Origin of the sequence: Pseudomonas capeferrum (assembly GCF_000731675.1) — a bacterium.
GTDB lineage: Bacteria > Pseudomonadota > Gammaproteobacteria > Pseudomonadales > Pseudomonadaceae > Aquipseudomonas > Aquipseudomonas capeferrum.
On the sequence record NZ_JMIT01000004.1, the window covers coordinates 126,511 to 152,774 of the forward strand.

Annotated in this window: 26 protein-coding genes; 12 read left to right on the forward strand and 14 right to left on the reverse strand. The window is 63.3% G+C overall.

Going from position 1 to position 26,264, the window contains the following annotated elements; translation table 11 throughout:
- Position 1: 1 nt before the first annotated feature.
- The 8 genes from era to rpoE form a co-directional block, all read right to left on the reverse strand.
- Positions 2-904, reverse strand: a complete 903-nt coding sequence (gene era / locus PC358_RS22675) for a GTPase Era (RefSeq protein ID WP_027594149.1) — start codon at positions 902-904, stop codon at positions 2-4.
- On the reverse strand, positions 897-1,586 hold the full coding sequence (gene rnc, locus PC358_RS22680) for a ribonuclease III (RefSeq protein WP_033702710.1): 690 nt from the start codon (positions 1,584-1,586) through the stop codon (positions 897-899). Before rnc ends, era begins: the two co-directional genes overlap by 8 nt.
- 161 nt (positions 1,587-1,747) lie before the next feature.
- The gene (gene lepB / locus PC358_RS22685) at positions 1,748-2,602 is read right to left on the reverse strand and encodes a signal peptidase I (RefSeq protein ID WP_033702711.1); all 855 of its coding nucleotides are present in this window, start codon (positions 2,600-2,602) and stop codon (positions 1,748-1,750) included.
- A 5-nt stretch (positions 2,603-2,607) separates the two neighbouring features.
- Entirely contained in the window at positions 2,608-4,407 is a 1,800-nt protein-coding gene (gene lepA, locus PC358_RS22690; protein WP_033702712.1) for a translation elongation factor 4, read from the reverse strand.
- Positions 4,408-4,680: 273 nt separating this feature from the next.
- Positions 4,681-6,081 (reverse strand): DegQ family serine endoprotease, encoded by a 1,401-nt coding sequence (locus PC358_RS22695; RefSeq protein WP_371856416.1) that lies wholly within the window; start codon positions 6,079-6,081, stop codon positions 4,681-4,683.
- Between the two features lie 208 nt (positions 6,082-6,289).
- Entirely contained in the window at positions 6,290-7,255 is a 966-nt protein-coding gene (locus tag PC358_RS22700) for a MucB/RseB C-terminal domain-containing protein (protein WP_033702714.1), read from the reverse strand.
- A gap of 8 nt (positions 7,256-7,263) precedes the next feature.
- Positions 7,264-7,860 (reverse strand): sigma-E factor negative regulatory protein, encoded by a 597-nt coding sequence (locus PC358_RS22705; protein ID WP_033702715.1) that lies wholly within the window; start codon positions 7,858-7,860, stop codon positions 7,264-7,266.
- A gap of 31 nt (positions 7,861-7,891) precedes the next feature.
- The gene (gene rpoE, locus PC358_RS22710) at positions 7,892-8,473 is read right to left on the reverse strand and encodes an RNA polymerase sigma factor RpoE/AlgU (RefSeq protein ID WP_003252049.1); all 582 of its coding nucleotides are present in this window, start codon (positions 8,471-8,473) and stop codon (positions 7,892-7,894) included.
- Between the two features lie 435 nt (positions 8,474-8,908).
- Here rpoE and nadB point away from each other — a divergent pair, with 435 nt between their 5' ends.
- Positions 8,909-10,513, forward strand: a complete 1,605-nt coding sequence (nadB, locus tag PC358_RS22715; RefSeq protein ID WP_033702716.1) for an L-aspartate oxidase — start codon at positions 8,909-8,911, stop codon at positions 10,511-10,513.
- Between the two features lie 56 nt (positions 10,514-10,569).
- Here nadB and PC358_RS22720 read toward each other — a convergent pair whose 3' ends face one another.
- On the reverse strand, positions 10,570-11,028 hold the full coding sequence (locus tag PC358_RS22720) for a protein YgfX (protein ID WP_033702717.1): 459 nt from the start codon (positions 11,026-11,028) through the stop codon (positions 10,570-10,572).
- On the reverse strand, positions 11,012-11,266 hold the full coding sequence (locus PC358_RS22725; protein WP_027594141.1) for an FAD assembly factor SdhE: 255 nt from the start codon (positions 11,264-11,266) through the stop codon (positions 11,012-11,014). Before PC358_RS22725 ends, PC358_RS22720 begins: the two co-directional genes overlap by 17 nt.
- Positions 11,267-11,400: 134 nt before the next feature.
- Here PC358_RS22725 and ygfZ point away from each other — a divergent pair, with 134 nt between their 5' ends.
- Together ygfZ and PC358_RS22735 are read left to right on the forward strand one after the other, a co-directional pair.
- Positions 11,401-12,342: a CAF17-like 4Fe-4S cluster assembly/insertion protein YgfZ gene (gene ygfZ, locus PC358_RS22730; RefSeq protein ID WP_033702718.1), complete on the forward strand. Its 942-nt coding sequence runs from the start codon at positions 11,401-11,403 to the stop codon at positions 12,340-12,342.
- A 55-nt stretch (positions 12,343-12,397) separates the two neighbouring features.
- Positions 12,398-13,204 (forward strand): HDOD domain-containing protein, encoded by an 807-nt coding sequence (locus PC358_RS22735; RefSeq protein WP_033702719.1) that lies wholly within the window; start codon positions 12,398-12,400, stop codon positions 13,202-13,204.
- Between the two features lie 38 nt (positions 13,205-13,242).
- Here the strand turns inward: PC358_RS22735 and PC358_RS22740 are convergent, their stop codons facing one another.
- Together PC358_RS22740 and PC358_RS22745 are read right to left on the reverse strand one after the other, a co-directional pair.
- Positions 13,243-14,622 carry a sensor histidine kinase gene (locus tag PC358_RS22740; protein WP_033702720.1) on the reverse strand — a complete coding sequence of 460 codons (1,380 nt, stop codon included), beginning with the start codon at positions 14,620-14,622 and terminating at the stop codon, positions 13,243-13,245.
- On the reverse strand, positions 14,615-15,286 hold the full coding sequence (locus tag PC358_RS22745; protein WP_027594137.1) for a response regulator: 672 nt from the start codon (positions 15,284-15,286) through the stop codon (positions 14,615-14,617). Before PC358_RS22745 ends, PC358_RS22740 begins: the two co-directional genes overlap by 8 nt.
- 199 nt (positions 15,287-15,485) lie before the next feature.
- Between PC358_RS22745 and PC358_RS22750 the strand changes: the two genes are divergently transcribed.
- The 5 genes from PC358_RS22750 (at position 15,486) to PC358_RS22770 (ending at position 20,944) form a co-directional block, all read left to right on the forward strand.
- The gene (locus PC358_RS22750) at positions 15,486-16,781 is read left to right on the forward strand and encodes an OprD family porin (protein ID WP_033702721.1); all 1,296 of its coding nucleotides are present in this window, start codon (positions 15,486-15,488) and stop codon (positions 16,779-16,781) included.
- A gap of 32 nt (positions 16,782-16,813) precedes the next feature.
- Positions 16,814-17,794, forward strand: a complete 981-nt coding sequence (locus PC358_RS22755; protein WP_033702722.1) for a Bug family tripartite tricarboxylate transporter substrate binding protein — start codon at positions 16,814-16,816, stop codon at positions 17,792-17,794.
- 149 nt (positions 17,795-17,943) lie between these two features.
- On the forward strand, positions 17,944-18,402 hold the full coding sequence (locus PC358_RS22760; protein WP_033702723.1) for a tripartite tricarboxylate transporter TctB family protein: 459 nt from the start codon (positions 17,944-17,946) through the stop codon (positions 18,400-18,402).
- A 3-nt stretch (positions 18,403-18,405) separates the two neighbouring features.
- A complete protein-coding gene (locus PC358_RS22765; RefSeq protein ID WP_033702724.1) occupies positions 18,406-19,920 on the forward strand; it encodes a tripartite tricarboxylate transporter permease in 1,515 nt (504 codons plus the stop codon).
- Positions 19,913-20,944: an AbrB family transcriptional regulator gene (locus PC358_RS22770; protein WP_033702725.1), complete on the forward strand. Its 1,032-nt coding sequence runs from the start codon at positions 19,913-19,915 to the stop codon at positions 20,942-20,944. The genes PC358_RS22765 and PC358_RS22770 overlap by 8 nt, the downstream gene beginning before the upstream one ends.
- Before the next feature lie 37 nt (positions 20,945-20,981).
- Here the strand turns inward: PC358_RS22770 and ung are convergent, their stop codons facing one another.
- Entirely contained in the window at positions 20,982-21,674 is a 693-nt protein-coding gene (ung, locus tag PC358_RS22775; RefSeq protein WP_033702726.1) for a uracil-DNA glycosylase, read from the reverse strand.
- 126 nt (positions 21,675-21,800) lie between these two features.
- On the opposite strand from ung, the gene PC358_RS22780 reads away from it, so the two are divergent.
- Complete coding sequence (locus tag PC358_RS22780) at positions 21,801-22,916, forward strand: enoyl-CoA hydratase/isomerase family protein (protein WP_033702727.1); 1,116 nt, start codon at positions 21,801-21,803, stop codon at positions 22,914-22,916.
- Positions 22,917-22,955: 39 nt separating this feature from the next.
- Here the strand turns inward: PC358_RS22780 and PC358_RS22785 are convergent, their stop codons facing one another.
- Positions 22,956-23,396: a hypothetical protein gene (locus PC358_RS22785; protein WP_033702728.1), complete on the reverse strand. Its 441-nt coding sequence runs from the start codon at positions 23,394-23,396 to the stop codon at positions 22,956-22,958.
- Positions 23,397-23,609: 213 nt separating this feature from the next.
- Between PC358_RS22785 and PC358_RS22790 the strand changes: the two genes are divergently transcribed.
- From PC358_RS22790 to PC358_RS22800, 3 genes are read left to right on the forward strand one after another with little or no spacing between them, the layout of a single operon-like run.
- Positions 23,610-25,100, forward strand: coding sequence for a sensor domain-containing diguanylate cyclase (locus PC358_RS22790; protein ID WP_033702729.1), 1,491 nt, complete (start codon positions 23,610-23,612; stop codon positions 25,098-25,100).
- The gene (locus PC358_RS22795; RefSeq protein WP_033702730.1) at positions 25,093-25,314 is read left to right on the forward strand and encodes a cysteine-rich CWC family protein; all 222 of its coding nucleotides are present in this window, start codon (positions 25,093-25,095) and stop codon (positions 25,312-25,314) included. The genes PC358_RS22790 and PC358_RS22795 overlap by 8 nt, the downstream gene beginning before the upstream one ends.
- A gap of 32 nt (positions 25,315-25,346) precedes the next feature.
- The gene (locus tag PC358_RS22800) at positions 25,347-26,039 is read left to right on the forward strand and encodes a pseudouridine synthase (RefSeq protein WP_033702731.1); all 693 of its coding nucleotides are present in this window, start codon (positions 25,347-25,349) and stop codon (positions 26,037-26,039) included.
- Positions 26,040-26,264 lie beyond the last annotated feature (225 nt).

Here is a 26,264-nt window from a genome sequence, read left to right on the forward strand (position 1 = left end):
GTTACAGGTCGCCGTAGCCCAGCGAGCGCAGGGCGCGCTCATCGTCGGACCAGCCGCCCTTGACCTTGACCCAGAGGTTGAGCATGACCTTGGCGTCGAACAGCACTTCCATATCTTTGCGCGCATCGGAACCAATGCGTTTGATACGCTCGCCCTTGTCACCGATGATGATCTTCTTCTGGCCATCACGTTCGACCAGGATCAGCGCATGGATGTGCAACACATGCCCCTGCTGCTTGAACTCTTCGATCTCTACGGTGATCTGGTACGGCAGCTCCGCACCCAACTGACGCATGATCTTCTCGCGCACCAGCTCGGCCGCCAGGAAACGGCTGCTGCGGTCGGTAATCTGGTCTTCCGGGAAGAAATGCTCGTTCTCTGGCAGGTGCTTGGCGATCAGCCCTTCCAGTGCCTCGAGGTTATGCCCCTGCTGGGCGGAGATCGGCACCACTTCCGCGTTCGGCAGTTGCTCCTGGAGCCATTGCAGGTGCGGGATCAGATCGGCTTTTTCTTCCAGACGATCGGTCTTGTTGACCGCCAGGATGACCGGGCCACTGACGTACTGCACGCGCTCGAGCACCAACTGGTCCTCGTCGGTCCAGCGGGTGCGGTCGACCACGAAGATCACCACATCGACGTCTTTCAAGGCAGCCGAAGCGTTACGGTTCATGTAACGGTTCAGGGCCTTGTCGTTGGCCTTGTGCATACCCGGCGTATCGACGTAGATCGCCTGCACATCACCTTCGGTCTTGATGCCGAGCATGTTGTGGCGGGTGGTCTGTGGCTTGCGCGAAGTGATCGCCAGCTTCTGGCCGAGGATGTGGTTGAGCAAGGTCGACTTGCCCACGTTGGGGCGGCCGACAATGGCCACGTAGCCGCAGCGGGTCGGATTGTTATCAGTCATTGCCATTCTCCACGCCCAAGGCGATCAATGCAGCCGCGGCGGCGACTTGCTCGGCGATACGCCGGCTTACACCCTGACCACGGCTCTTGTTGTTCAGCAGAACCACTTCGCATTCGACGAAGAAGGTGCGGCAGTGCGGTTCGCCTTGGATGTCCACCACCTCGTAACGCGGCAGCTCACAGCTGCGCGACTGCAGAAACTCTTGCAGGCGGGTCTTGGGGTCCTTGTTGGTGTCGACCAGGGTCAGGCTTTCGAACTCATCGGCCAGCCAGGCCAGCACACGCTCGCGAGCGGTCTGCATGTCCGCGTCCAGGTAGATGGCGCCAATCAGCGCCTCCAGGGCATCGGCCAGGATCGATTCACGGCGGAAACCGCCGCTTTTAAGCTCACCAGAACCCAGACGCAGGTATTCACCCAAGTCAAAACCCCGGGCCAGACGGGCCAGGGTTTCACCCTTGACCAGGCGGGCACGCAAGCGCGACAGCTGGCCTTCGCGGGCCTGCGGAAAGCGCTCGAACAGCGCCTCGCCCGCCACGAAGTTGAGAATGGCGTCGCCAAGAAACTCCAGGCGCTCGTTATTGCGCCCGGCGTAGCTGCGATGGGTCAGGGCCAGAAGCATCTGGTCCTGATCCTTGAAAGTGTATCCGAGCTTTCGCTCCAGAGTGGCAAGGGAAGCAGTCATGCGGCCACCCGTTGGTTGTTCAACGCGTTGTTCAAATCAACATCCTGAAAGACTGTTTGGCTGTGGTCCGCCGCTGCACGCGACGCATCTCTCGATCCCTGAGAACACAGCCTATGTCAGAAATGCATTCGGCGCTGTCTGCTGGACAGCGCCGAAGGGTATCAATGGATCAGGCCGACCCGCGACAGGTTAGGCAGGTGGCTGAGCTTGGGCTCTGGCCAGCTCATCCAGACCGCGAAGGCCTTGCCGACAATGTTCCGGTCCGGAACCATGCCGTGCAGTTCCTTGGGAATGTTCGGATCATCCCAGTAGCGGCTATCGTTGGAGTTGTCGCGGTTGTCGCCCATCATGAAGTAGTGGCCGGCCGGTACGGTCCATTGCTGGTCCGGCGGCATGCGATAACGGCTCATCTCCTTGCGGATCAGGTGCTCGGCCTCGCCCAGCTTCTCCTTGTACAGCTCGGCGCTGCCCAAGGTGCCTGGCTCGGTGCCCACCAGTTGCTCGGCAATCGGCTGACCATTGACGTACAACCGCTTGTCATTGGTGTAGCGGATCTGGTCGCCCGGCAGGCCGACCACACGCTTGATGTAGTTGACGTTCGGGTCGCTCGGGTAGCGGAACACCATCACATCACCGCGTTGCGGGTCACCCACCTCGATGACCTTCTTGTCGATCACCGGCAGGCGAATGCCATAGGAGAACTTGTTCACCAGGATGAAGTCGCCCACTTCCAGGGTCGGTTTCATCGACCCCGAAGGGATCTGGAACGGCTCGACCAGAAACGAGCGCAGCACCAGCACGATGAACAGCACCGGGAAGAACGACTTGCCGTACTCGACCAGCAGCGGCTCCTTGTTCAGGCGCTCGACCACCGCCATCTCGGGCTGGCTGACGCTACCCTGATAGTTGGCGATTGCCGTTCGCCGGCGCGGGGCCAGGAACAGCAGGTCGATCAAGCCCAACAGGCCGCAGACGGCTACGGCGATGACTAGCAACAGCGGGAAATTTAGCGACATAGGACCTAGCTATCCAACCTGAGCACGGCGAGGAAGGCTTCTTGTGGAATTTCCACGTTACCAACCTGCTTCATGCGTTTCTTACCGGCCTTCTGCTTCTCCAGCAGTTTCTTCTTACGGCTGACGTCACCACCGTAGCACTTGGCCAGTACGTTCTTTCTGAGCGCCTTGACGGTTGTCCGCGCGATGATCTGGCCGCCAATGGCTGCCTGGATCGCCACATCGAACATCTGCCGAGGGATCAGTTCCTTCATCTTCTCGGTCAACGCACGGCCTTTGTAGGCCGCGTTGTCGCGGTGCACGATCAGGGCCAGGGCATCGACCTTGTCGCCGTTGATCAGTACATCCAGCTTGACCAGGTTGGCCGACTGGTAGCGATCGAAATGATAGTCCAGCGAAGCGTATCCGCGACTGGTCGACTTGAGGCGGTCGAAGAAGTCCAGCACCACCTCGTTCATCGGCATGTCGTAACGCACCTGCACCTGGCTGCCAAGGAACTGCATGTCGCGCTGTACGCCACGCTTCTCGATGCACAGGGTGATGACGTTGCCCAGGTGCTCCTGCGGCACCAGGATGGTCGCGGTGACGATCGGCTCGCGGAAGTCGGTGACAGCCGAGACGTCCGGCAGCTTCGACGGGTTGTCGACGATGATGGTTTCGCCGGTCTTGAGTTCGAGCTCGTAGATCACGCTAGGAGCGGTGGTGATCAGGTCCAGGTCGTACTCGCGCTCCAGGCGCTCCTGGATGATCTCCATGTGCAGCATGCCCAGGAAGCCGCAGCGGAAACCGAAGCCCAGGGCGTCGGAGCTTTCCGGCATGTACTGCAACGACGAATCGTTGAGGGTCAGCTTTTGCAGGGCGTCACGGAAGTCTTCGAAATCCTCGGAGCTGACCGGGAACAGGCCGGCATAGACCTGTGGCTGGATCTTCTTGAAGCCTGCGAGCACTTCGACTTCCGGGGTCGAGGACAGGGTCAGGGTGTCACCGACCGGTGCACCGTGAATGTCTTTGATGCTGGCGATGATGAAGCCCACTTCACCGGCCTTGAGGTCGGCGGTCTGGGTGTGTTTCGGGGTAAAGACGCCGACGCTGTCGACCAGGTGCACCTTGCCGGTGGACTTGACCAGGATCTTGTCGCCCTTCTTGACCCGGCCCTGGCGCACGCGCACAAGCGAGACCACGCCCAGGTAGTTGTCGAACCAGGAGTCGATGATCAGCGCCTGCAGCGGCGCGTCGATCTCGCCAACAGGCGCGGGGATGGTGTGCACCAGGCGCTCGAGCACCTCGTCGACGCCCATGCCGCTCTTGGCACTGCAGGCCACGGCGTCGGTAGCGTCGATGCCGATGATCTTCTCGATCTCGTCCTTGACGCGGTCCGGGTCAGCCTGGGGCAGGTCCATCTTGTTCAACACCGGCATGACCTCGAGGCCTTGCTCGATGGCGGTGTAGCAGTTGGCCACGGACTGGGCTTCGACGCCCTGGCCGGCGTCCACCACCAGCAGCGCGCCTTCACAGGCGGCCAGCGAGCGCGAGACTTCATAGGTGAAGTCGACGTGGCCGGGGGTGTCGATGAAGTTCAGCTGGTAGGTCTTGCCGTCTTGCGCCTTGTAGTGAAGCGTGACGCTGTGGGCCTTGATGGTGATCCCGCGTTCGCGCTCCAGGTCCATGGAGTCAAGGACTTGAGCTTCCATTTCGCGCGCAGACAGGCCACCGCACATCTGAATGAAACGGTCGGCCAGCGTCGACTTGCCATGGTCGATGTGGGCGATGATGGAGAAATTGCGGATATGACTCAAATCACTCACGGGTCAACACTCGAAAAGGCTGCGAGCCGGGACGCCCGCCGAAAAATAGCCGGGAATTGTACCTCAAGCAGCAGGGATATGGGAGATTCCTGATCGGCTGTCTGTATGGGCCCTGTCGCCGGCAAGCCGGCACCCATAGCGACAGCAACACGCCTGAAACCGGCGTAGTACCGGTGAAGGCCGGCTTGCCGGCGGTAGGTACAGCACATGACCGATGTCTATTTTCATGAAAAAGGGCAGCCATGGCTGCCCTTTTCCTACCCGATGACCAGCTTATTCAGCCAGCTTGAAGGTAATGAAGCTTGCACGCCCCTGACGCAGCACGCGCATGGACACCGAACGGTTCTTCGGCAGGTCCTTGGCAATCTCGGTGAATTCCTTGGCCGAGCCGATTGCCTGGTTGTTCAGGTGGCTGATGACGTCACCCGGGCGCAGGCCGATCAACGCTGCCGGGCCATCCTGAACTTCCTTGATCACCACGCCGCCCTTGAGTTCCAGAGCTTTCTTCTGCTCGGCGCTCAGATCGGCAACGGAAACACCCAGACGGTTGCTGCTGCGCTCGGCACTGCCTTCAGCGCCTGTACCGATGTCGGCGTCATCGTCCGGCAGTGCGCCGACGCTGACGTCCAGGTTCTGACGCTTGCCGTTACGGATAATCTCGAGCTTGGCCTTGTCACCATCCTTGAGGCTGCCGACCAGGTGCGGCAGGTCGGCCGACATGACGATCGGCTGGCCGTTCATGCTCAGAATCACATCACCCACCTGCAGGCCACCCTTGGCTGCCGGGCCGTCTTCCAGCACCTGGGCTACCAGGGCACCGGCCGGCTTGTCGAGGCCAAAGGATTCAGCCAGGTCCTTGTTGACCTCCTGAATGACCACGCCCAGCCAGCCACGGCTGACCTTGCCGTCTTTTTTCAGCTGGTTGGACACGTCGATGGCCACATCGATCGGGATAGCAAACGACAGGCCCATGAAACCGCCAGAGCGGGTGAAGATCTGCGAGTTGATACCCACGACCTCGCCATTCATGTTGAACAGCGGGCCACCGGAGTTACCCGGGTTGATGGCCACGTCAGTCTGGATGAACGGCACATAGGTATCGTTTGGCAACGTACGCCCCTTGGCGCTGACGATGCCTTTGGTCACCGAGTGGTCGAAGCCAAACGGCGAACCGATGGCCAGTACCCACTCGCCTACCTTGAGCTTCTCGGAGTCACCCAGCTTGACGGTCGGCAGGTTCTTGCCTTCGACCTTGAGCAGCGCCACGTCGGTGCGCGGGTCGGTGCCGACCAGCTTGGCCTGCAGTTCGCTGCGGTCCGACAGGCGGACGATGATCTCGTCGGCATCGGCCACCACATGGTTGTTGGTCAGTACGTAGCCATCGCTGGAAATGATGAAGCCCGAGCCCAGCGACTGCGCTTCGCGCTGGCGATCACCACGCGGCGAGCGGGGTTGCTGCGGCATGTTGCGCTCGAAGAACTCACGAAACATCGGCGGCAAGCCTTCGAGGTCCGGCATCTGCCCTGCGGCGATGCGGCGGTCCGGCAGCTTCTGCTTGGTACTGATATTGACCACGGCCGGCGAGGCTTGCTCGACCAGCGTGGTGAAGTCCGGCAGGGCTTCCTCGGCCTGGGCGGTGAGCACCTGGCCGAGCATCAGCACGGCGGCGAACATCGATAGGTAGGGTTTCAAGCGTGTTATTGACATACGGCTCCCGTCACAACGAGCGTGGTTAGCGTAAGACCCCTGCACAAGCAGGAAAGGCCAGGCTCCAAGAAGCCTGACCTATAGAAAATTTACCGAAAGAATGCAAATGACAATGCTTAAATTTCATTTCAGAGGCAGGTCTCTCACGCCGTAACCCGCCTGAAAAAGCACGCCATCATTGCCGCGCCTGGGCATCCTGAGCCCGCATCGACAGCGCAATGCGCTCTGCGGTACCCAAGGGTATTTCACCGACCACGGTGACCAGGACCTTGCCTTTTGGGGTATTGAGACGGCGCGATACCGCTACGGTCGGGCCCAACTGAACGCGCGTGTCGATGCCTGAGTTGTCGTTGACCGGTTCGACGAATACCGATACGCGAGCCAGGCCATCGTCATACATCAAGCTGGTGACCGAGCTGTTGCGAGCCGCGTCGCGGCGTACCGAGCTGTTGACCAACTCGAAACCCGGCGGCAGCCAGTCCGAACGCCAGCCAGAGACCGCTTCTTGCGTCGTAGTGGCGCGATGCTCCACCGGCTTGCAGGCGGCACTGGCGCGCAAGTCTTCGTCGGTAGGCAGGTCATCGGTATCCAGGCGGGTCATCTGGAAGCGCTCGAGCAACTGCCCTTTGTCGTTGAGCATCAACGAGCGCAGCGGCAAACCGGTACGGCGGTCCAGATGCAATTCGAAAGCGTAACGGTGCTGGTCGCGCGGGGTGAGCGTAACGATCACCGCATCGCGCCCGGCGACACGAGACTTGCCCGCCAAGCTCAGGTCGTACCAGCCCATCAACTTGAGTGGATCGAGCACACGCGGCGCGGCATCGGGCGGCGTCTTCACGCCGCTGACCAAGGCACCACTGACGCACGCCACCTTGCCGTCCACGCGCACGATTTCCTGGGCGGCGCCGTCGAGCTGCAGAAGCCGCTCGCTGACCTTGCCGTCCTGAACCTTGTGCCAGATATCGTGGGAAGAAAAGCTGCCGTTGCGTTCGTAGATGAAAGAGCCTTGGTAGCTCTGCTTTTGCTCGGCCTGTGCCAGCTTGTTCAGCCACTCACTCGCCTCGGGCGAAGAGTTGGCCGCCAACGCTGGCACCGTCATGCAACTGCCTATCAGCAGCGACAAGAGAGGTAGCGCGCGCATGATCCTCCTTACTTAACGGGGTTATCCAGGCTGGCGGCGCGGGCATAAGGCAGAGCCGTTTCATTGCCCTTGAGCGCAGATTCCTGGGCATGCTGGCGCAGGTAGCCTGGCAGACGCTGATCCCAGCCAGCCTGGTTCTGCAGCACACCGTTGGCCATCGGCCCGGTCGGTTGCTCACTGCTTTCACTATAGCCTGCCAATACAGCCGGGCCCTGAGTTTGTGGCACGCTCAGCCCCTGCTGTGCAGGTTGCTGGGAAGCCAGCTCGGCACCGGTGATCTCATCCTGGTTGTACATGCGTACACCCGCCAGCACTGCGATCGTCACCGAGGCAGCAACTGCCAACCGGCCGATGCTGCGCAATGGGCCTTTCTTGACCTTGGCCGGTACCGCTTCGTCGGCCAATGCTGCAGACACCGCCGAGGCGATATCGAGGTTTGGCAGCAGCAGTTCCTTGTGCATCGCTGCGCGGGCTACCTGGTAACGCGACCAGGTGGCACGGGTTTCGGCATCGTCGACGGCACTCAGTACCCGACGTAATTCCAGTTCGTCCGCTTCGTTATCCATTACCGCGGACAGCGATTCCTGCAACGCTTCACGACTCATGGCGGTTCCTCTCTTGGCTGTAGCCGCTGTCTCAGGTTTCCTGCAACAACGGCTGCAGGGCTTTATCTATGGCCTCCCGAGCGCGGAAGATTCGAGAGCGCACGGTACCCACCGGACATTGCATGACACTGGCAATGTCTTCGTAACTCAGTCCGTCGAACTCACGCAGGGTCAAGGCCGTGCGCAGGTCTTCGGGCAGCTGCTGGATGGTGCGATGGACAGTGCCTTCGATTTCATCCCGCAACAACGAGCGCTCTGGGGACTCGAGATCCTTGAGACCATGATCGCCGTCGTAAAACTCCGCATCCTCGGAGCTGACATCGCTGTCTGGTGGCCGTCTTCCACGGGACACCAGGTAGTTCTTCGCCGTGTTGATGGCGATGCGGTACAGCCAGGTATAAAACGCACTGTCTCCGCGGAAATTGCCAAGCGCACGGTAGGCCTTGATAAAGGCTTCCTGCGCTACATCCTGGGCCTCGTGGGTATCGTGAACGAACCGCACGATCAACCCGAGAATCTTGTGCTGATACTTCAGCACCAACAGATCGAACGCTCGCCTGTCTCCACGCTGTACGCGCTCGACAAGCTGCTGATCCTCTTCCTGGGTTAGCATGAACACTCCTCAGTGAACTCGAAGGAGCGTTGCAACAGCCATCGTTCAGGCTTGCAAACATAGACTCGGGCTTTGCGCAAAAGTTCTCCCCTCCAAGCAAGTTTCCTGCAGCCCTTGGTCGGCTCGCACGGAAGACGCGGCGCGGACACGGCCGGCAACGTCGATAATCAGGTTTCGAATACGCAGGTGTCAGCCCGAATAGAGCTGCCGCCCTGCGTCGCCGCGGCAATATGTGGCGTGCGGGCAGCCTTCATAGGATTTCCGGCCATGCCGGAAAGTTCCCACAAAGGTTACCGCAAGCTGGCAAGTGGCATGGAAATTGGCCACCCGGGGCTGCTATAAAGGCAACCCGGCCTGGTTTAACGATAGTTTCACAATGCCATCGGCGCGTGACTATTGTGCCGCGCCCCTTCCGTAGATTACTAGTGTCCCGACATGAGCCAACAATTCCAACATGATGTCCTGGTGATCGGCAGCGGTGCCGCCGGTCTCAGCCTGGCACTGAACCTTCCCAGCCACCTGCGCGTCGCCGTGCTCAGCAAGGGCGACCTGTCAAATGGCTCGACGTTCTGGGCCCAAGGTGGCGTCGCCGCGGTGCTGGACGACACCGACACCGTCCAGTCGCATGTCGAGGATACCCTCAATGCCGGCGGCGGTCTGTGCCATGAAGACGCTGTGCGCTTCACCGTCGAGCACAGCCGCGAAGCCATCCAATGGCTGATCGAGCAAGGCGTGCCCTTTACCCGGGACGAGCAGCACGGCGTCGACGATGGGGGCTTCGAGTTCCACCTGACCCGCGAAGGCGGCCACAGTCATCGGCGCATCATCCACGCCGCCGATGCCACCGGCGCCGCGATCTTCACCACCCTGCTGGCCCAGGCCCGAAAACGCCCGAATATCGAGTTGCTGGAGCAGCGCGTGGCGGTCGACCTGATTACCGAGCGCCGCCTGGGCCTGCCCGGCGAGCGCTGCCTGGGTGCGTATGTGCTTAACCGCAACAGCGGCGAAGTGGACACCTTTGGTGCGCGCTTCACCGTGCTGGCCACCGGTGGCGCGGCCAAGGTCTACCTGTATACCAGCAACCCGGACGGCGCCTGCGGTGACGGTATCGCCATGGCCTGGCGGGCCGGCTGCCGGGTGGCCAACCTTGAATTCAACCAGTTCCACCCGACCTGCCTGTACCACCCCCAGGCCAAGAGTTTTTTGGTCACCGAAGCCCTGCGCGGCGAAGGCGCCCTGTTGCGCCTGCCCAACGGCGAGCGGTTCATGCCGCGTTTCGACCCACGCGAAGAACTGGCCCCTCGCGACATCGTGGCCCGCGCCATCGACCACGAGATGAAGCGCCTGGGCGTGGACTGCGTGTACCTGGACATCACCCACAAGCCGGCCGAGTTCATCAAGGGCCACTTCCCCACCGTGTACGAGCGCTGCCTGACGTTCGGCATCGACATCACCCGCCAGCCGATCCCTGTGGTACCGGCGGCCCACTATACGTGCGGCGGGGTGGTGGTCGACGACCGCGGCCATACCGACGTGCCGGGGCTGTATGCCATCGGCGAGACCAGCTTCACCGGTTTGCATGGCGCCAACCGGATGGCCAGCAATTCGCTGCTCGAGTGCTTCGTCTACGGCCGCGCGGCTGCCGCAGACATCCAGGCGCACCTGGACCAGATCGAAATGCCCAAAGCCCTGCCCGGCTGGGATGCAAGCCAGGTCACCGACTCGGACGAGGACGTGATCATCGCGCACAACTGGGACGAGCTGCGCCGCTTCATGTGGGACTATGTCGGCATCGTGCGCACCAGCAAACGCCTGCAGCGTGCCGAACACCGCGTCCGCCTGCTGCTTGATGAAATCGACGAGTTCTACAGCAACTACAAGGTCAGCCGCGACCTGATCGAGTTGCGCAACCTGGCCCAGGTGGCGGAGCTGATGATTCGTTCGGCGATGCAGCGCAAGGAAAGCCGTGGTTTGCATTACACGCTGGATTATCCAGGGATGCTGGACGAGGCGAAGGACACCATCCTCAGCCCGTTCTGAAAACCATGCCGGCCTTTTCGCGGGTAACCCTGCGAAAAGGCCTGCGTCGTTTCGATCTATACCTGGCTTGCCTGCCCCCACCTGCGCCGGCTGAATCTCAGCCGTACCCGCAACCGCCGGTGCTCATCAGCCCCCAGCGCATCCGGCGGTATGCATTGACTTTCCCCCAACCAGCCCCCCTCCCGCACAAAGCGCAGCACCACCAGCCCCGGCACCGCCACGCTATCGCGGCACAAGCGCACCGGCTGCCAGCCTCGGGCACGGCTCAGTACCTGCCAGCCACGCGCATCACGGCGCACGCCCACAACGGCATGATCATGCGTCAACAGAATACGTCGGGGGATGGCCCAACTGGCGTGGGCAATGCAGGCGGCAGCAACAGCAAGGGACAGCCACCAGGGCAACGCACTCACCCACACGGTAAGCAGCGCCAGCACCTGGCAACTCAGGTAGGCCGTCAGCAGCAGGCGCGAGCCCTGCCAACGGCTCTGGAAAAACTCACTTGGGCTGGACACGGTCCAGGATGATGCGGACCATGCGCTGCAACTCCGGGTCTTCAGACTCGGTGCGCTCCATGAACCAGCCGAACATGTCCTGATCCTCGCAGCTCAACAGGCGCACATAGAGCTCACGGTCGGCTTCGTTGAGGGTGGCGTAGACTTCCTGGGTGAAAGGCACCAGCAGTACGTCCAGTTCCAGCATGCCGCGACGGCTGTGCCAGAAAAGCCGGTTGAGTTCAGTTTGTTCGACCATGGGGCCCTCCTCGAATGGCCCGCCAGTATACAGCCAGGCGAGCGAAGCGGCACAGGGCGTTGGTCTAGTCACCTACCTATTTTGTTACTGGCGTTCTATGATGGCCGCCAGTCTTTAAGCCACCGCGATGACCCATGGCCGATTCCGCTTTCTTCAGCCCTCTGTCCCACGAGGGCATCCTCGCCGTCCGCGGCTCCGACGCAGGCAAGTTCCTGCAGGGCCAGCTGACCTGCAACATCAACTACCTCAGCCAGGAACATGCCAGCCTCGGCGCCCGCTGCATGGTCAAGGGGCGCATGCAGTCGAGTTTTCGCATCGTGCCGGAAGGCAACGGCTACCTGCTGGCCATGGCCAGCGAACTGCTCGACGCGCAGTTGGCCGACCTGAAGAAGTATGCCGTGTTCTCCAAAGCCACCCTCAGCGACGAAAGCGCCGCCTGGGCACGCTTTGGCCTGCAGGGCGGCGATGCAGCGCTGCTGGCACTGGGTGTGACGCCACCCACCGAGGCGGGCGCAACCGTGCGCCACGCGGGCCTGATCGCCATTGCCGTGTCGGCGGGCCGGGTTGAACTGTGGGCACCGGCCGAGCAATCCAGCGCAGTGTCCGCAACACTTGCCGCCAGCTTGCCCGAAGGCAGCCTCAATGATTGGCTGCTGGGCCAGGTTCGCGCCGGCATCGGCCAGGTCATGGGCCCTACCCGTGAACTGTTCATCCCGCAGATGATCAACCTGCAGGCCGTCGACGGTGTCAGCTTCAAGAAGGGCTGCTACACCGGCCAGGAAATCGTCGCCCGCATGCAGTACCTGGGCAAGCTCAAGCGCCGTCAGTACCGCCTGGCGCTCGACCAGCAGGCCATCCCCGCGCCCGGTGCCGAGATCTTCTCGCCAACCCATGGCTCGTCGGTCGGTGAAGTGGTGATTGCTGCCAGCACCGGTGTAGGTTGTGAGTTGCTCGCGGTGCTCAGCGCCGATGCGGTGAACGATGACAACCTGCACCTGGGCAGCCTGGAAGGGCCACGCCTGCACGTGCTGAGCCTGCCCTACGAACTGGACCGCGACCGGGAAATCCAGCGCTGACCAGCCTGCCCCGTCCGCGTGACGGGGCCGCACCACCACTGCGGTAGAGAAGTCCATGAACAAGCTGGCCGAGATGGTTCAAGCACAACTGCTTGAGGCCATCGAAAAGGATGACCTGGTCCTGCCCACCCTCCCCGAGGTTGCCTTGAGCATCCGCGAGGCGGCCGAGGACAGCGAGATCAGTGTGTCGGCCTTGAGCAAGGTGATCGGCCGCGACGCAGCCCTCTCGGCGCGGCTGATCAAAGTGGTCAACAGCCCACTGCTGCGTGCCGCGGTAGAGGTCACCGACCTGCACACTGCAATCACCCGCCTGGGCATCAACTACAGCTGCAACCTGGCCATCGGCCTGGTGATCGAGCAGATCTTCCATGCCCGCTCGCCAGCCGTTGAGCAAAAACTGCGCGATATCTGGGCAAGCAGCCTGGAAGTTGCAGGTATCAGCTATGAAATAAGCCGCCGCTACACCCACCTGAAACCAGACCAGGCCACCCTCGGCGGGCTGGTCAACCAGATCGGTGCGCTGCCGGTACTGATTTACGCCGAGGAACACAACGAGCTGCTCTCCGACCCGGTCTGCCTGCATTACGTGATCGAGCAGATCCAGCCGGCGCTGGGCGACAAGATCCTCAAGGCATGGGAGTTTCCCGAGCAGTTGGTCAACCTGCCAAGCCAGGTTCAGGACCTTGACCGGCAGACCGACAAGGTCGATTACATCGACGTCGTGCAGATCGCCCGTTGCATCAGCCAGCGGGGGCGCAGCCGGCCGTTGGCGGCACTGCCGGCGTACCGCCACCTGGGGCTGCCGTTCGGCACCGAGCTTGAGGTGGAAGAGTTGCTTGAGGCGCGGAGCCTGTTGCGCTGATGGCGCCGGGGCCTCCTTGAGGCCCAGCGGTTGCAGACTCAATCGGCGATAAAGCTCACGCGCACCCGCAAGCCGCCCTTTTGCCCATCGTGCAGGCTGATCTGCGCCAAGTGCGCGCGGCAGATCTCGCCGACAATGGCCAGCCCAAGCCCACTGCCCTGGGCACTGCGGCGGTAGAAGCGCTCGAACACCCGTTCGCGCTCCTCCTCGGGAATACCCGGGCCATCATCCTCGACTTCCAGCACCGCCGGCGCCACCACCCGCAAGATCACGTTGCCACCGGCCGGGGTATGCGCCAGGGCGTTATCCACCAGGTTGCTCAACAGCTCGTTGAGCAAGGTCGGCTCGCCCTTGAGCCAGACCGGCGCCTCGGCCTCCAGGGCCAGCGCCACCCCGCGTTTGTGGGCCAGCGGCGCCATGGCCATGCCCAGTTCGCGGGCCAGTTGGCTAAGGTCCAGGCGCTGCGCGCCACCTTCGGCAATCGCCCTGGCACCATTCTCGACCCGCGCCAGAGACAACAACTGGTTGGCCAGGTGCGTCAGGCGGTCGGTGCCCTGGGCTGCGGACTCCAGGGTCTGGCGCCACTGCTCGGGCTCGGACGCGCGCAAGCCCAACTCGACCCGTGCCTTGAGCGCCGCCAGGGGGGTACGCAATTCGTGGGCGGCGTCGGCGATGAACTGCGCCTGACGTTCGAACTGGCCGCGCAAGCGCTCGGTGAAATGGTTCAAGGCACGCACCAGCGGGCCAAGTTCGCGCTGCACCTGGACCACAGGCAAGGCCCGCAGGTCGTCGGGCTGACGCTCTTCCACGGCGGTGCGCAGGCGCTCCAGCGGGCGTAGCGCCGCACTGATGGCAAACCACACCATCACCAAGGCGCCCAGCGCCAGCATGCCCAGGCGCAGCAGGGTGTCAGCCATCAACCCCCGCGCCATGCGCACGCGCGCCTCCTCGGTCTCGGCCACGCGAATTTCCGCCATGCCGTTCATGTTCGGCTCGCTGACCGGCTTGAGCAGGCTGACCACACGCACGTCCTGGCCGAGGTAGGTCGCATTGTAGAAACGCGCCAGCGCCGGGTAGTCATCCGTGCGCGGCGTGCCCGGCGGCGGTGCTGGCAAATTCTCGTAGCCGGAAATCAACCGCTGCTTGATGTCCAGTACCTGGTAGTAGATGCGCCCGGCACTGTCGTACGCGAACGTGTCCAGGGCCACGTAGGGCACATCCGCGCTCAACGAGCCATCGCGTTGCGACAAGCCTGCGGCGATGGTCCGCGCCGAGGCCAGCAAGGTCCGGTCGTACGCCGTGTCGGCGGCTTCGCGGCCGTTCCAGTAGGCGCTCAGGCCGCTGGCCAGCATCAGCACCACCAGCAGCAGTGCCAGGTTGCCCAGCAGCCGCCCACGCAGGCTGCCGTTGTCACGCATCGCGATGCTCGAGCAGGTAGCCCAGGCCACGGAAGGTCACGATGGCCACCGGGTGGCCGTCGAGTTTCTTGCGCAGGCGGTGGATATAGATTTCGATGGCATCGGGGCTGGCCTCCTCGTCCAGGCCAAACACCTGGGCGGCCAGTTGCTCCTTGCTCATGACCCGGCCTGGGCGTGCGATCAGCGCTTCAAGCACGCTCTGCTCACGTGAGGTCAGGGTCAGGTTGTCTTCGCCGAGGCTGAAGCGCCGGGTGTCCAGGTCGTACACCAACGGCCCGCAGCGCTGCTGGCGCTCGCCACCGAGCACGCTACGGCGCAGCAAGGCCTTGACCCGTGCTTCCAGCTCGGTCAGTTCGAAGGGCTTGGCGAGGTAATCGTCAGCGCCCAGGTTCAGCCCGTGAACCCGGTCCTTGACGTCACTGCGCGCGGTCAGCATCAGCACCGGCAGGGTCTTGCCGCGCCCGCGCAGGCGCGCCAGCACCTCGAAGCCATCCATGCGCGGCAAGCCGACATCAAGCACGGCAACCGCATATTCCTCACTGGCCAGGGCCAGGTCGGCAGCCACGCCGTCATGCAGTACATCCACGGTCAAGCCGTGGCTTTTCAAGGCCTGGGCCACGCTTTCGGCCAGTTGCAGGTGGTCTTCGACCAACAGCACACGCATCGGTTTCTCCCTGCTCGGGTGGGGCGGTGGCGCGGAGTGTACCGCTGTAGACCCGCCTGTGAAGCCCCTTGTAACAAACCTTTCTCGTTGAAAGGTTAGCGAAAGGTTGGCGACCTAGCATCGCACTACGGTCGCCCCGCGCGCCGAAAAAAGCACCAGCAAGGTGCAACCAATAAGAACAATAAACGGAGCCATCTCGATGCTGTCATCGCAGCCGCAGGCGTTCGCGCCTACCCGTTCCTTTGCCGCACGCCCCTCCGCCATCGCCATCGCCAGCGCCGTTGCCCTTGCCGGTGTCGCACCGCTGAGCCAGGCGGCCTTCTTCGAAGACAGCACGGCGACCTTCGAAACCCGCAACATGTACTTCAACCGCGACTTTCGCGACGGCACCAGCGCGCAGCAATCCAAGCGCGACGAATGGGCCCAGGGCTTCATCCTCAACTTCGAGTCCGGCTACACCGATGGCACCGTGGGCTTTGGCCTGGATGCGCTGGGCATGCTCGGCATCAAGCTCGACTCCAGCCCCGACCGCACCGACACCGGCCTGCTGCCGACCCATGACGACGGCAAGGCTGCCGACGAGTACTCCAAGCTCGGCCTGACCGGCAAGATCAAGGTGTCCAAGACCGAACTGAAAGTCGGCACGCTGATCCCGGAACTGCCAACCCTGCAGCCCAACGACGGGCGCATTCTGCCGCAAACCTTCGAAGGCGGCCTGCTCACCTCGAAAGAAATCAGCCACCTGACCTTCACCGGTGGGCGCCTGGAAAAGGCCAAGGACCGCAACGACACCAACTGGGAAGACCTGGCGCTCAACAACAAGAACGGCCGCTTCGGTGGCACCTTCTCGGCCGACAACCTGGACCTTGCAGGCCTGGATTACCAGTTCACCGATCGCATTACTGGTAGCTACCACTTCGCCCAGCTCGACGACATCTACCGCCAGCACTTCCTGGGCATGGTCGCCACCCAGCCGTGGGGCCCAGGTACCTTCGGCGCCGACCTGCGCCTGGCGGTGAGTGATGACCAAGGCCAGGCCAAGGCCGGCAATATCGACAACACCACCGTCAACGGCATGCTCAGCTACGCCCTGGGCGGGCACAAGGTCAGCGCCGCCTACCAGCACCTGTCCGGTGACAGCGCCTTCCCCTACATCGACGGCGCCGACCCGTACCTGGTCAACTTCGTGCAGATCAACGATTTCGCCGGGGCCGACGAGCATTCCTGGCAGATGCGCTACGACTACAACTTCGCCGCCCTGGGCATCCCCGGCCTGACCTTCATGACCCGTTACATCAGCGGCGACAACGTCAGCCGCGCCGATGGCAGCGAGGGCAAGGAGTGGGAGCGCAACACCGAGTTCAAGTACGTGGTACAAAGCGGCCCGTTGAAAAACGTCGCCGTGCGCTTGCGCAATGCCACCTTCCGCTCGAATTTTGCTCGCGACGCCGACGAAGTGCGGCTGCTGGTGAGCTACAGCGTGGCCCTGTGGTAACCCAATAACAACAACGCTCACGGAGATTGACGATGACCTTTTCACTGCGCCGCCTCGTCCTCGCTACCGGCTGCCTGCTGCTGGCCGGCAATGCCCTCGCCGCCGAACCGAAACGCCCCGAATGCATCGCCCCCGCCTCGCCGGGTGGTGGCTTCGACCTGACCTGCAAGCTGGTGCAAAGCGCGCTGGTGCAGGAGAAAATCCTCAGCAAGCCCATGCGCGTCACCTACATGCCCGGCGGTGTCGGGGCTGTGGCCTACAACGCCGTGGTGGCCCAGCGCCCAGGTGATGCCGGCACCCTGGTGGCCTGGTCGAGCGGCTCGCTGTTGAACCTGGCCCAGGGCAAGTTCGGCCGCTTCGACGAGAGCGCGGTGAAATGGCTGGCAGCGGTCGGCACCAGCTACGGGGCCATCGCCGTGAAAAGCGATTCGCCCTACAAGACCCTCGACGACCTGGTCGCCGCGCTGAAAAAAGACCCGGGCAAGGTGGTGATCGGCTCTGGCGGCACCGTCGGCAGCCAGGACTGGATGCAGACCGCACTGATCGCCAAGGCCGCCGGTATCAACCCGCGTGACCTGCGCTACGTGGCCCTGGAAGGCGGCGGCGAAATTGCCACCGCGCTGCTGGGCGGGCATATCCAGGTGGGCTCCACCGACATCTCCGACTCCATGCCGCACATCCAGAGCGGCAACATGCGCATCCTCGCGGTGTTCTCCGAGAACCGCCTGGACGAGCCGGAGATGAAAGACATCCCCACCGCCAAGGAGCAGGGCTACGACATCGTCTGGCCGGTAGTACGCGGCTTCTACCTCGGGCCGAAGGTGAGCGACGAAGATTACGCCTGGTGGAAAGCCTCGTTCGACAAGATGCTGGCCTCCGAAGACTTCGCCACGTTGCGTGACCAGCGCGAGCTGTTCCCGTTCGCCATGACCGGTGAAGAGCTGGACGGCTATGTGAAGAAGCAGGTGGCTGACTACAAGGCACTGGCCAAGGAATTCGGCCTGATCCAGTAAGGCCTAACGACCTGTCACCGCCCTTGTGGGAGCGGGCTTGCCCCGCGAAGCCAGCACCGCGATGCATGGCACCGGCTTTGCCGGTGTTCGCGGGGCAAGCCCGATCCCACGAGGGCCGCGCTGTTCACAATAAAAACGAGGATTCCCCGATGATCCTGCAACGTCTCTTCGCCCTGGCCTTGCTGGCCGTCTGCGCCGCCCTGGCCGTGATGGCCTGGCCGTACCAGGCTGCGTTTTCCTACGAGCCGGTTGGCCCGCGCGCCTACCCGCTGTTGATGCTCGGCCTGATGGGCCTGGGCCTGCTGTACCTGGTGATCCGCCCCACGCCGATCGTGCGCAAGGACGACGAACCCGAACTGGACCGCGAAACCCTGATCAAGATCGCCGCCTGTGTCGGCCTGCTGGTCGTCTTCGCTGCCACCTTCGAAGCCCTGGGCTTCATCCTCAGCGCGATCCTGGTCGGCCTGCCGATGGCCCGGCTGTACGGCGGGCGCTGGTTGCACAGCGCCATCGTAGTGGTCGGCATGAGCCTGTTCCTCTACTGGCTGTTCGACCGCGTCATGGACGTGCCCCTGCCCCTTGGCCTGCTGAGCGTACTGGAGAACTGACACATGGATACCTTGAGCTATCTGGGCCAGGGCTTTGGCGTCGCCCTGAGCCCGTACAACCTGGTCACCGCCCTCTGTGGCACCCTGATCGGCACCGTGGTCGGACTGTTGCCGGGCCTGGGCCCGATCAACGGCGTGGCGCTGCTGATCCCCATCGCTTTTGCCCTGGGCCTGCCCCCTGAGTCGGCACTGATCCTGCTGGCCGCGGTTTACCTGGGCTGTGAATACGGCGGGCGCATCAGCTCGATCCTGCTGAACATCCCGGGCGAAGCTTCGACCGTGATGACCACCCTCGACGGCTACCCGATGGCCCGTCAGGGCCTGGCCGGCGTGGCGCTGTCGCTGTCTGCCTGGAGTTCGTTCATCGGCGCCTTCATCGCCACCTGCGGCATGGTGCTGTTCGCCCCGCTGTTGGCGAAATGGGCCATCGCCTTCGGCCCGGCGGAGTACTTCGTGCTGATGGTGTTCGCCATCGTCGCCCTGGGCGGCATGGCCGGCGACAAGCCATTGAAAACCTTCATCGCCGCACTGATCGGCCTGTTCCTGTCGGCAGTCGGCATCGATGCCAACAGCGGCGTGTACCGCTTCACCGGTGACAGCGTGCACCTGGCAGACGGCATCCAGTTCGTGGTGCTGGTGCTGGGGCTGTTCTCGGTCAGCGAAATCCTCCTGCTGCTGGAAAAGACCCACCATGGCCACCAGGCAGTCAAGGCCACCGGGCGCATGCTGTTCAACTTCAAGGAAGCCGCCTCGGTGTTCGTAATCAACATCCGCTGCGGCCTGCTCGGCTTCATCATGGGCGTGCTGCCGGGCGCTGGCGCCACCCTGGCCAGTGCCGTGGCCTACATGACCGAGAAGCGTATCGCCGGCGAAAGCGGCACGTTCGGCAAGGGCGATGCCCGCGGCCTGGCCGCCCCGGAAACCGCCATCGGTGCGTCCTGCTGCGGCGCCCTGGTACCGATGCTGACCCTGGGTGTGCCAGGCTCAGGTACCACGGCAGTGATGATCGGTGCACTGACCCTGTACAACATCACCCCCGGCCCACTGCTGTTCGAGCAGCAGCCCGACATCGTCTGGGGCCTGATCGCCTCGTTGTTCATCGCCAACATCATGCTGGTGATCCTCAACATCCCGATGATCCGCATCTTCACCCGCATCCTTGCGGTACCGAACTGGGCGCTGGTGCCGGTCATCGCGATCATCACCGCGATCGGCGTGTACGCCGTGCATGCCACCACCTTCGACCTGTTCCTGATGGTCGGCATCGGCATCATGGGCTATATCCTGCGTAAGCTGGACTTCCCGCTGTCGCCGATCCTGCTCGGTTTCATCCTCGGCGGGCTGATGGAACAGAACCTGCGACGTGCGCTGTCGATCTCCAACGGTGAGCTGGGCATCCTCTGGTCGAGCCCGATCAGCCTGGGTGTCTGGGTATTGGTGGGCTGCATGCTCTGCCTGCCGCTGCTGCGTATCTGGCGCAAGCGCAGCCAGCAACGCCGGGCCATGGCTGATGCCTGATCGGTCGTTGCCGCTGTACTGGGCTACCGGGCTGGTCGGCCTTGCTGGCGGGTATCTCGCCAGCCGGGTCGGCTGGCCTTTGCCCTGGATGGTCGGCTCGTTGCTGGCGATCATCCTGGTGCGCTGCCTGACGCCCTGGCAACTTTCGGAAATCCCCCATGGCCGCAAATGCGGGCAATGGATCATCGGCATCGGCATCGGCCTGCACTTCACCCCGGCGGTTATCGAGCAGGTGGCCAGCCACTTTGCGCTGATCTTCTTTGGCGCGCTGTTCACTACCCTGTCCAGCGTCATCAGCGTGTGGTTGCTGCGCCGCACCGGCGAGGACCGCGCGACCGCCTTCTTCGCCAGCATGCCGGGTGGGTCGGGGGAGATGGTCAACCTGGGGGCGCGCAACGGCGCAGTGCTCAGCCAGGTCGCCGCAGCGCAGAGCTTGCGGGTGCTGGCAGTGGTGCTGTGCGTGCCCGCGCTGTTCAAGTTGCTGCTGGGTGACGGGGTGGCGCTGAACCACGCGGGCAGCGTCAGCTGGGGCTGGCTGGCGTTGATCGCACCGCTGGGCATTGCCGTGGCGCTGCTCTGGCAACGCCTGCGCCAGCCCAACCCCTGGCTGTTCGGCCCCTTGCTGGTGGCGGCCACGGTAAGCCTTGCCGGCAACCTGCAGATCGCCCTGCCCGAGGGTGCCAGCCAAGTCGGCCAGTGGTTGATCGGCAGCGGGCTGGCATGTCACTTCAACCGTGCGTTCTTCCGCCGGGCACCGTCGTTCCTGGGGCGTACCCTGGTGGCCACGGCCTTGTGCATGCTGATCGCCGCCAGTGCCGCCTGGGCATTGAGCGTGATGACCGCACTGGACCTGCGCTCGTTGACGCTGGGGATGATGCCGGGCGGGATTGCCGAGATGAGCCTGACAGCCGAAACCCTGCAGTTGTCGGTGCCGCTGGTGACGGCGTTGCAGGTGATGCGCTTGCTGTTCGTGCTGTTTCTGGCAGAGCCGTTGTTCCGGCTCTGGAATGCTGGGCAAAGCTGAAATACGCATCAACCCGCGAGGGAGGTGATGCGGTCTGTCACAGCGGCGGCAAGGCCCAGTTGATCGGTGCCAACCCGCGCTGTTCAAGGAAGCCATTGGCCCGGCTGAAATGCCCGCAGCCGAGGAACCCACGGTACGCCGACAACGGCGACGGATGCACCGACTTGAGCACCAGGTGCTTGGTGCCGTCGATCAGCTTCTGCTTGCCCTGGGCATGCGCGCCCCACAGCAGGAACACCACGTTCGGGCACTGCTCGCTGACCACCTGTATGACGCGGTCGGTAAAGAACTCCCAGCCTTTCTTGGCATGCGAAGCCGCATTGGCACGCTCCACGGTCATGGTCGTGTTGAGCAGCAGCACGCCCTGCTCGGCCCAGCTCTGCAAATAGCCGTGGCTGGCGATCGGGATGTTCAGGTCGCGTTGCAGCTCCTTGTAGATATTAACCAGCGACGGCGGCGTGGCAATGCCGGGCTGCACCGAGAAGCACAGGCCATGGGCCTGCCCGGGGCCGTGATAAGGGTCCTGGCCGAGGATCACCACCTTGACCTGCGGCAGCGGCGTCGAATTGAGCGCATTGAAGATCAGCGGGCCCGGTGGGTAGATTTCCTTGCCGGCCGCGTGCTCCTGACGCAGGAATTCACGCAGCTGATGCATGTAGGGCTGGTCGAATTCGTCGCGCAATGCGGCTTTCCAGCTGGGTTCGAGTTTGATGCGATCGTCGTCAGTCATGGGGCCATCCGTAAACAATGGCGCGACACTAGGTAAGCCACTCCCGCTTGTCAAACGATCCGACCGACGACCGGCATGATCGCCCAGGCAGGCCATACTTGAGCCATGACCTGCGAGAGGTAGTCCATGTCCATTCATTGCGAGGTACTGACCGGTGCCGATGGCGCCGGCATCGGCATCGCCACCCTGGATGCACCCAAAGCGCTGAATGCGCTGAACCTGCGGATGATCGAAGTGCTCGGCGAACAACTGCACGCCTGGGCCCGCGACCCCGAAATCGTCTGCGTGCTGTTGCGCGGCAACGGCACCAAGGCGTTCTGCGCGGGGGGCGATGTGCGTGCGCTGGCCCAGGCCTGCCGGGCACACCCGGGCAGCGTGCCGCCGTTGGCCGCCGCCTTCTTCGCCGCAGAATACCGCCTCGATTTCGCCCTGCACACGTACCCCAAACCCTTGCTGTGCTGGGGGCATGGGCATGTGCTGGGCGGGGGCATGGGCTTGTTGCAAGGCGCCAGCGTGCGCATCGTCACCCCCAGTAGCCGCCTGGCCATGCCAGAGATCAGCATTGGTTTGTACCCCGACGTCGGCGCCAGTTGGTTCCTGGCCCGCCTGCCAGGCAAGCTCGGGTTGTTTCTGGGGCTCACCGGCGCCCCGATCAACGCCCATGATGCCCTCGACCTGGGCCTGGCCGACCGGTTCCTGGGTGAGTACCAGCAAGAGGCGTTGATCGAAGAGTTGCTGCAACTGAACTGGCAGGAACAGACCGCCCTGCAATTGAACAGCCTGCTCAAGGCCGAACAGCACCGCGCCTGCGCCGAGCTGCCCGAAGCGCAGTGGCTGCCCCGCCGCGACGAGATCAATCGGTTGCTCGACGTTGCCGACCCAGCCGCCGCGTGGCGGGCACTGGAGGGCCTGAAATACCATGATGACCCGCTGCTGGCCGAAGCCGGCAAACGGCTGCACGAAGGCTGCCCGCTGACGGCGCACCTGGTCTGGGAACAGATTCGCCGGGCGCGGCACCTGTCGCTGGCGCAGGTCTTCCAGATGGAATACAGCATGAGCCTGAACTGCTGCCGACACCCGGACTTCAGCGAAGGGGTGCGCGCACGCCTGCTGGACAAAGACAATCAGCCGCGCTGGCACTGGCCGGATGTAGCCCAGGTACCGGCGGCGGTGGTCGAGGCGCACTTTGCCAAGGTCTGGGAAGGGCGCCACCCGTTGGCGGATCTCGCTGATCAGGTATGACCGGGTCGTGGAAAGGGGCGCAAAGCGCCCCCCATTGCATCACCGCTGCCAGTTGCGGCCCTGCCCCCGGCCGCCCTCCGGCCTGCGGTCACGATCCCCACGCCCATTGGAGTGCCAGCGATCGTTCTGGTAACGCTGGCTGCCATCGCGATAGTCGTGACGATCGCGGTCGCGCCCATAGTCATAGCGCTGGCGATTGCCATAGTCATACCGCGGGTTACCGTGCCACTGGTTCATCCCTGGCTGGGGGTGTGGCCTGTATTGCGGCACCGGCGCCGGGCGGTAGTAGCGCGGTGCTGGCTGGTAGTAGTAGCGCGGTTGCGGCGCCACATAGTAGCGGTCGTGGCGGTAATACCCCGGCGACACGTAGCGGTCGCTGGTGTAGTAATCGGAACGGTAGTAGCCCCCGCCACCGTAGTAAGGGGCGCAGGCGGACGTCATCAGACCCAGCAGGGCGATCAACAGAATTCGATAGGACATGGCGGCCTCCTGGACCGCTGGAGTGCCCGCACAGCGGCGCTGGCGAGCATCGATGCGTAAGGCGTTCATCGATACTGAATAAGACCGCCAGACCCGGGTGCAGTGCCATTTTTGCAATAATTTGAAACAGCTCGGATAACCCTGCAAAAACTTGCAGTCATTTGCCGGCCATCTCACTAGAATGAGCGCCTTGGCACACATCACGGGAAGATCATGCCTGTACGTTCCGCTCTGTTTTCGCAGCGCTCGCTGATCATTACCCTGCTGATGTTGCTGGCCAGCGGCTTCCTCGCCACCTCACTGCTCAGCTACTTCGCCTCGCGCAGCGCCATCCGCGATGGCATCGTCAATACCGAACTGCCACTGACCTCCGACACGGTCTATTCGGAAATCCAGAAAGACCTGATCCGCCCCGTGCTGATCGCCTCGATGATGGCCCAGGACACCTTCCTGCGGGACTGGGTGCTGTCCGGTGAGCAGGACACCCAGCGCATCACCCGCTACCTGGGCGAGATCATGGGCAAGCAGGACACCTTCACCTCGTTTTTCGTCTCTGAACGCAGCCTCACCTACTATCAGGCCAAGGGTGTGCTCAAGCAGATCAAGCCAGGCAGCTGGCGCGATGCCTGGTACTTCCGCCTGCGCGACCTCAAGGCACCCTACGAGATCAACGTCGACCTGGACATGGCCAACCAGGACAGCCTGACGGTATTCATCAACTACCAGGTGCTGGATTACCAACAGCGCTTTATCGGCGCCGCCGGCGTAGGCCTGAGCGTGTCGTCGGTGGTCAAGCTGATCGACCAGTACCAGCGGCGCTACCAGCGCTCGGTGCTGTTCACCGACGCCAAGGGCAAGGTCCTGCTGACCGGCTCCGACGGTGGCCCGCATGGCCTGCGGGTCGGCCAGCCGCTGAGCGACAACCCCGAACTGAGCGACCTGCTGGCCCAGCAACCGATACCCGGTGAAGGCAGCCACGAATACCGCGACAGCGACAACCACAGCCACTTCCTGAATGTGCGCCACCTTCCCGAGCTGGACTGGTACCTGCTGGTGGACAAGCGCGAGACCGGTGCTCTGGACCGCATCCGCCACTCGCTGTACCTGAACCTGGCGATCTGCGCGATGATCACCCTGGTGGTGCTGGCGCTGGTGCATGCCATGGTCAAGCGCCACCAGGCCAGCACCGAGGCGCTGGCCACCCTCGACAGCCTTACCGGCCTGCCCAACCGGCGCAGCTTCGACCTGCTGGCCGCCCAGGCCTTGCATGAAGCCCAGCGTGACAGCGGCCCACTGGTGGCGCTGTTGATCGACCTTGACCACTTCAAGGCCCTCAACGACACCCACGGCCACCTGGCAGGCGACGAAGTGCTGCGCCAGTTCGCCAATGTGCTGCAGGGCAGCCTGCGCCAGTCGGATATACTGTGCCGGTGGGGCGGTGAGGAGTTCATCGTGCTGCTGCGTGAAGCACAAGGCCGGCAAGCCATCGAAGTGGCGGAGAAAATCCGTCGCCGCACCGAGCAACTGACCTTCAGCTATGACGACCAACCCTTGCGCCTGACCACCAGCATCGGCCTTAGCAGCCTGCAGCCGGGTGATACCTTGCATGCCCTGCTGACCCGCGCCGACCGCGCGCTCTATCGTGCCAAGCAGGCCGGCCGCAACCGCGTCTGCAGTGAAGCCCCCGGACCCAGCCATGAATGACAGCCAGCACTGCCCCGCCTGCGGCGCCCTCAACCAGTGCAGCCTCGCCGACCCCCGCAGCGCCACCCAGGCCTGTTGGTGCTACAGCGTGACCATCGACCCCGCCGTGCTCCAGGCCCTGCCCGCCGAATTAAGGGACAAGGCCTGCCTGTGCCCACGCTGTGCAGCAGTCGAAACGCAACTGCAGGCAGCAGCGCCCGGCACAAAGCGCTAGACTGCGCGCCCGCTTCTTCTGCCCTGTTCGCCATGCGCCTTGACCGTTTCCTTGCCAACCTGCCCTGTTACAACCGCCAGCAAGTTCGCCTGCTGCTGGTGCAGCGCCGTGTGCGGGTCGATGGCATCGTCGCGGCCGACCCGTTGACCCCGGTGCGTGAGTTCAGCCGCGTCGAAGTGGATGAGCAACTGCTGCAGGCCGGGCGGCCGGCGCGCTACCTGATGCTCAACAAGCCAGCCGGGTACGTCAGTGCCACGCTCGACCCGCAGCACCGCACGGTGCTTGAGCTACTGCCCGCCGAGATGCGCGAGGACCTGCACATTGCCGGGCGCCTGGACTTCAACACCACCGGCCTGCTGATCCTGACCAACGACGGCCAATGGTCACGGCGCCTGACCCAGCCAACCACCAAGCTGCCCAAGCATTACCTGGTCGAGACCGAGGACGACATTGGCCCGCACTATGCCGCCACGTTCCAGCAAGGCCTGTACTTTGCATTCGAAAACCTCACCACCCTGCCCGCCCAGCTCGACATCCTCGGCCCGCGCCGGGCCCGGCTGGCGATCGTCGAGGGGCGGTACCATCAGGTCAAACGCATGTTCGGCCATTTCGACAACAAGGTGGTGGGGTTGCACCGTGAGAGCATGGGCGCGATTCGCCTGGACCCAGGGTTGGCGCCAGGCGCCTACAGGGCGTTGACCGACGAGGAAGTTGCCGGCGTCTAGGCCTCTGCCTGGTCCAATACGACCGCCCAGCGGTTCAGGTCACATTTTTACCCGAACGGCACTTGCAGGATTCCCAGGCCACTGCTTGAATCCAAATCGTCAGTCTGCATGTGACTCGTGAGTCACGCCCGCAGCCGAAGACACTTTTTGCCGGCCACCCAAGGCCTAGATGCCTTGGGGCACGGCAAATTGCCCGCCAAAAACAATACCGTCGACACGTGTGCC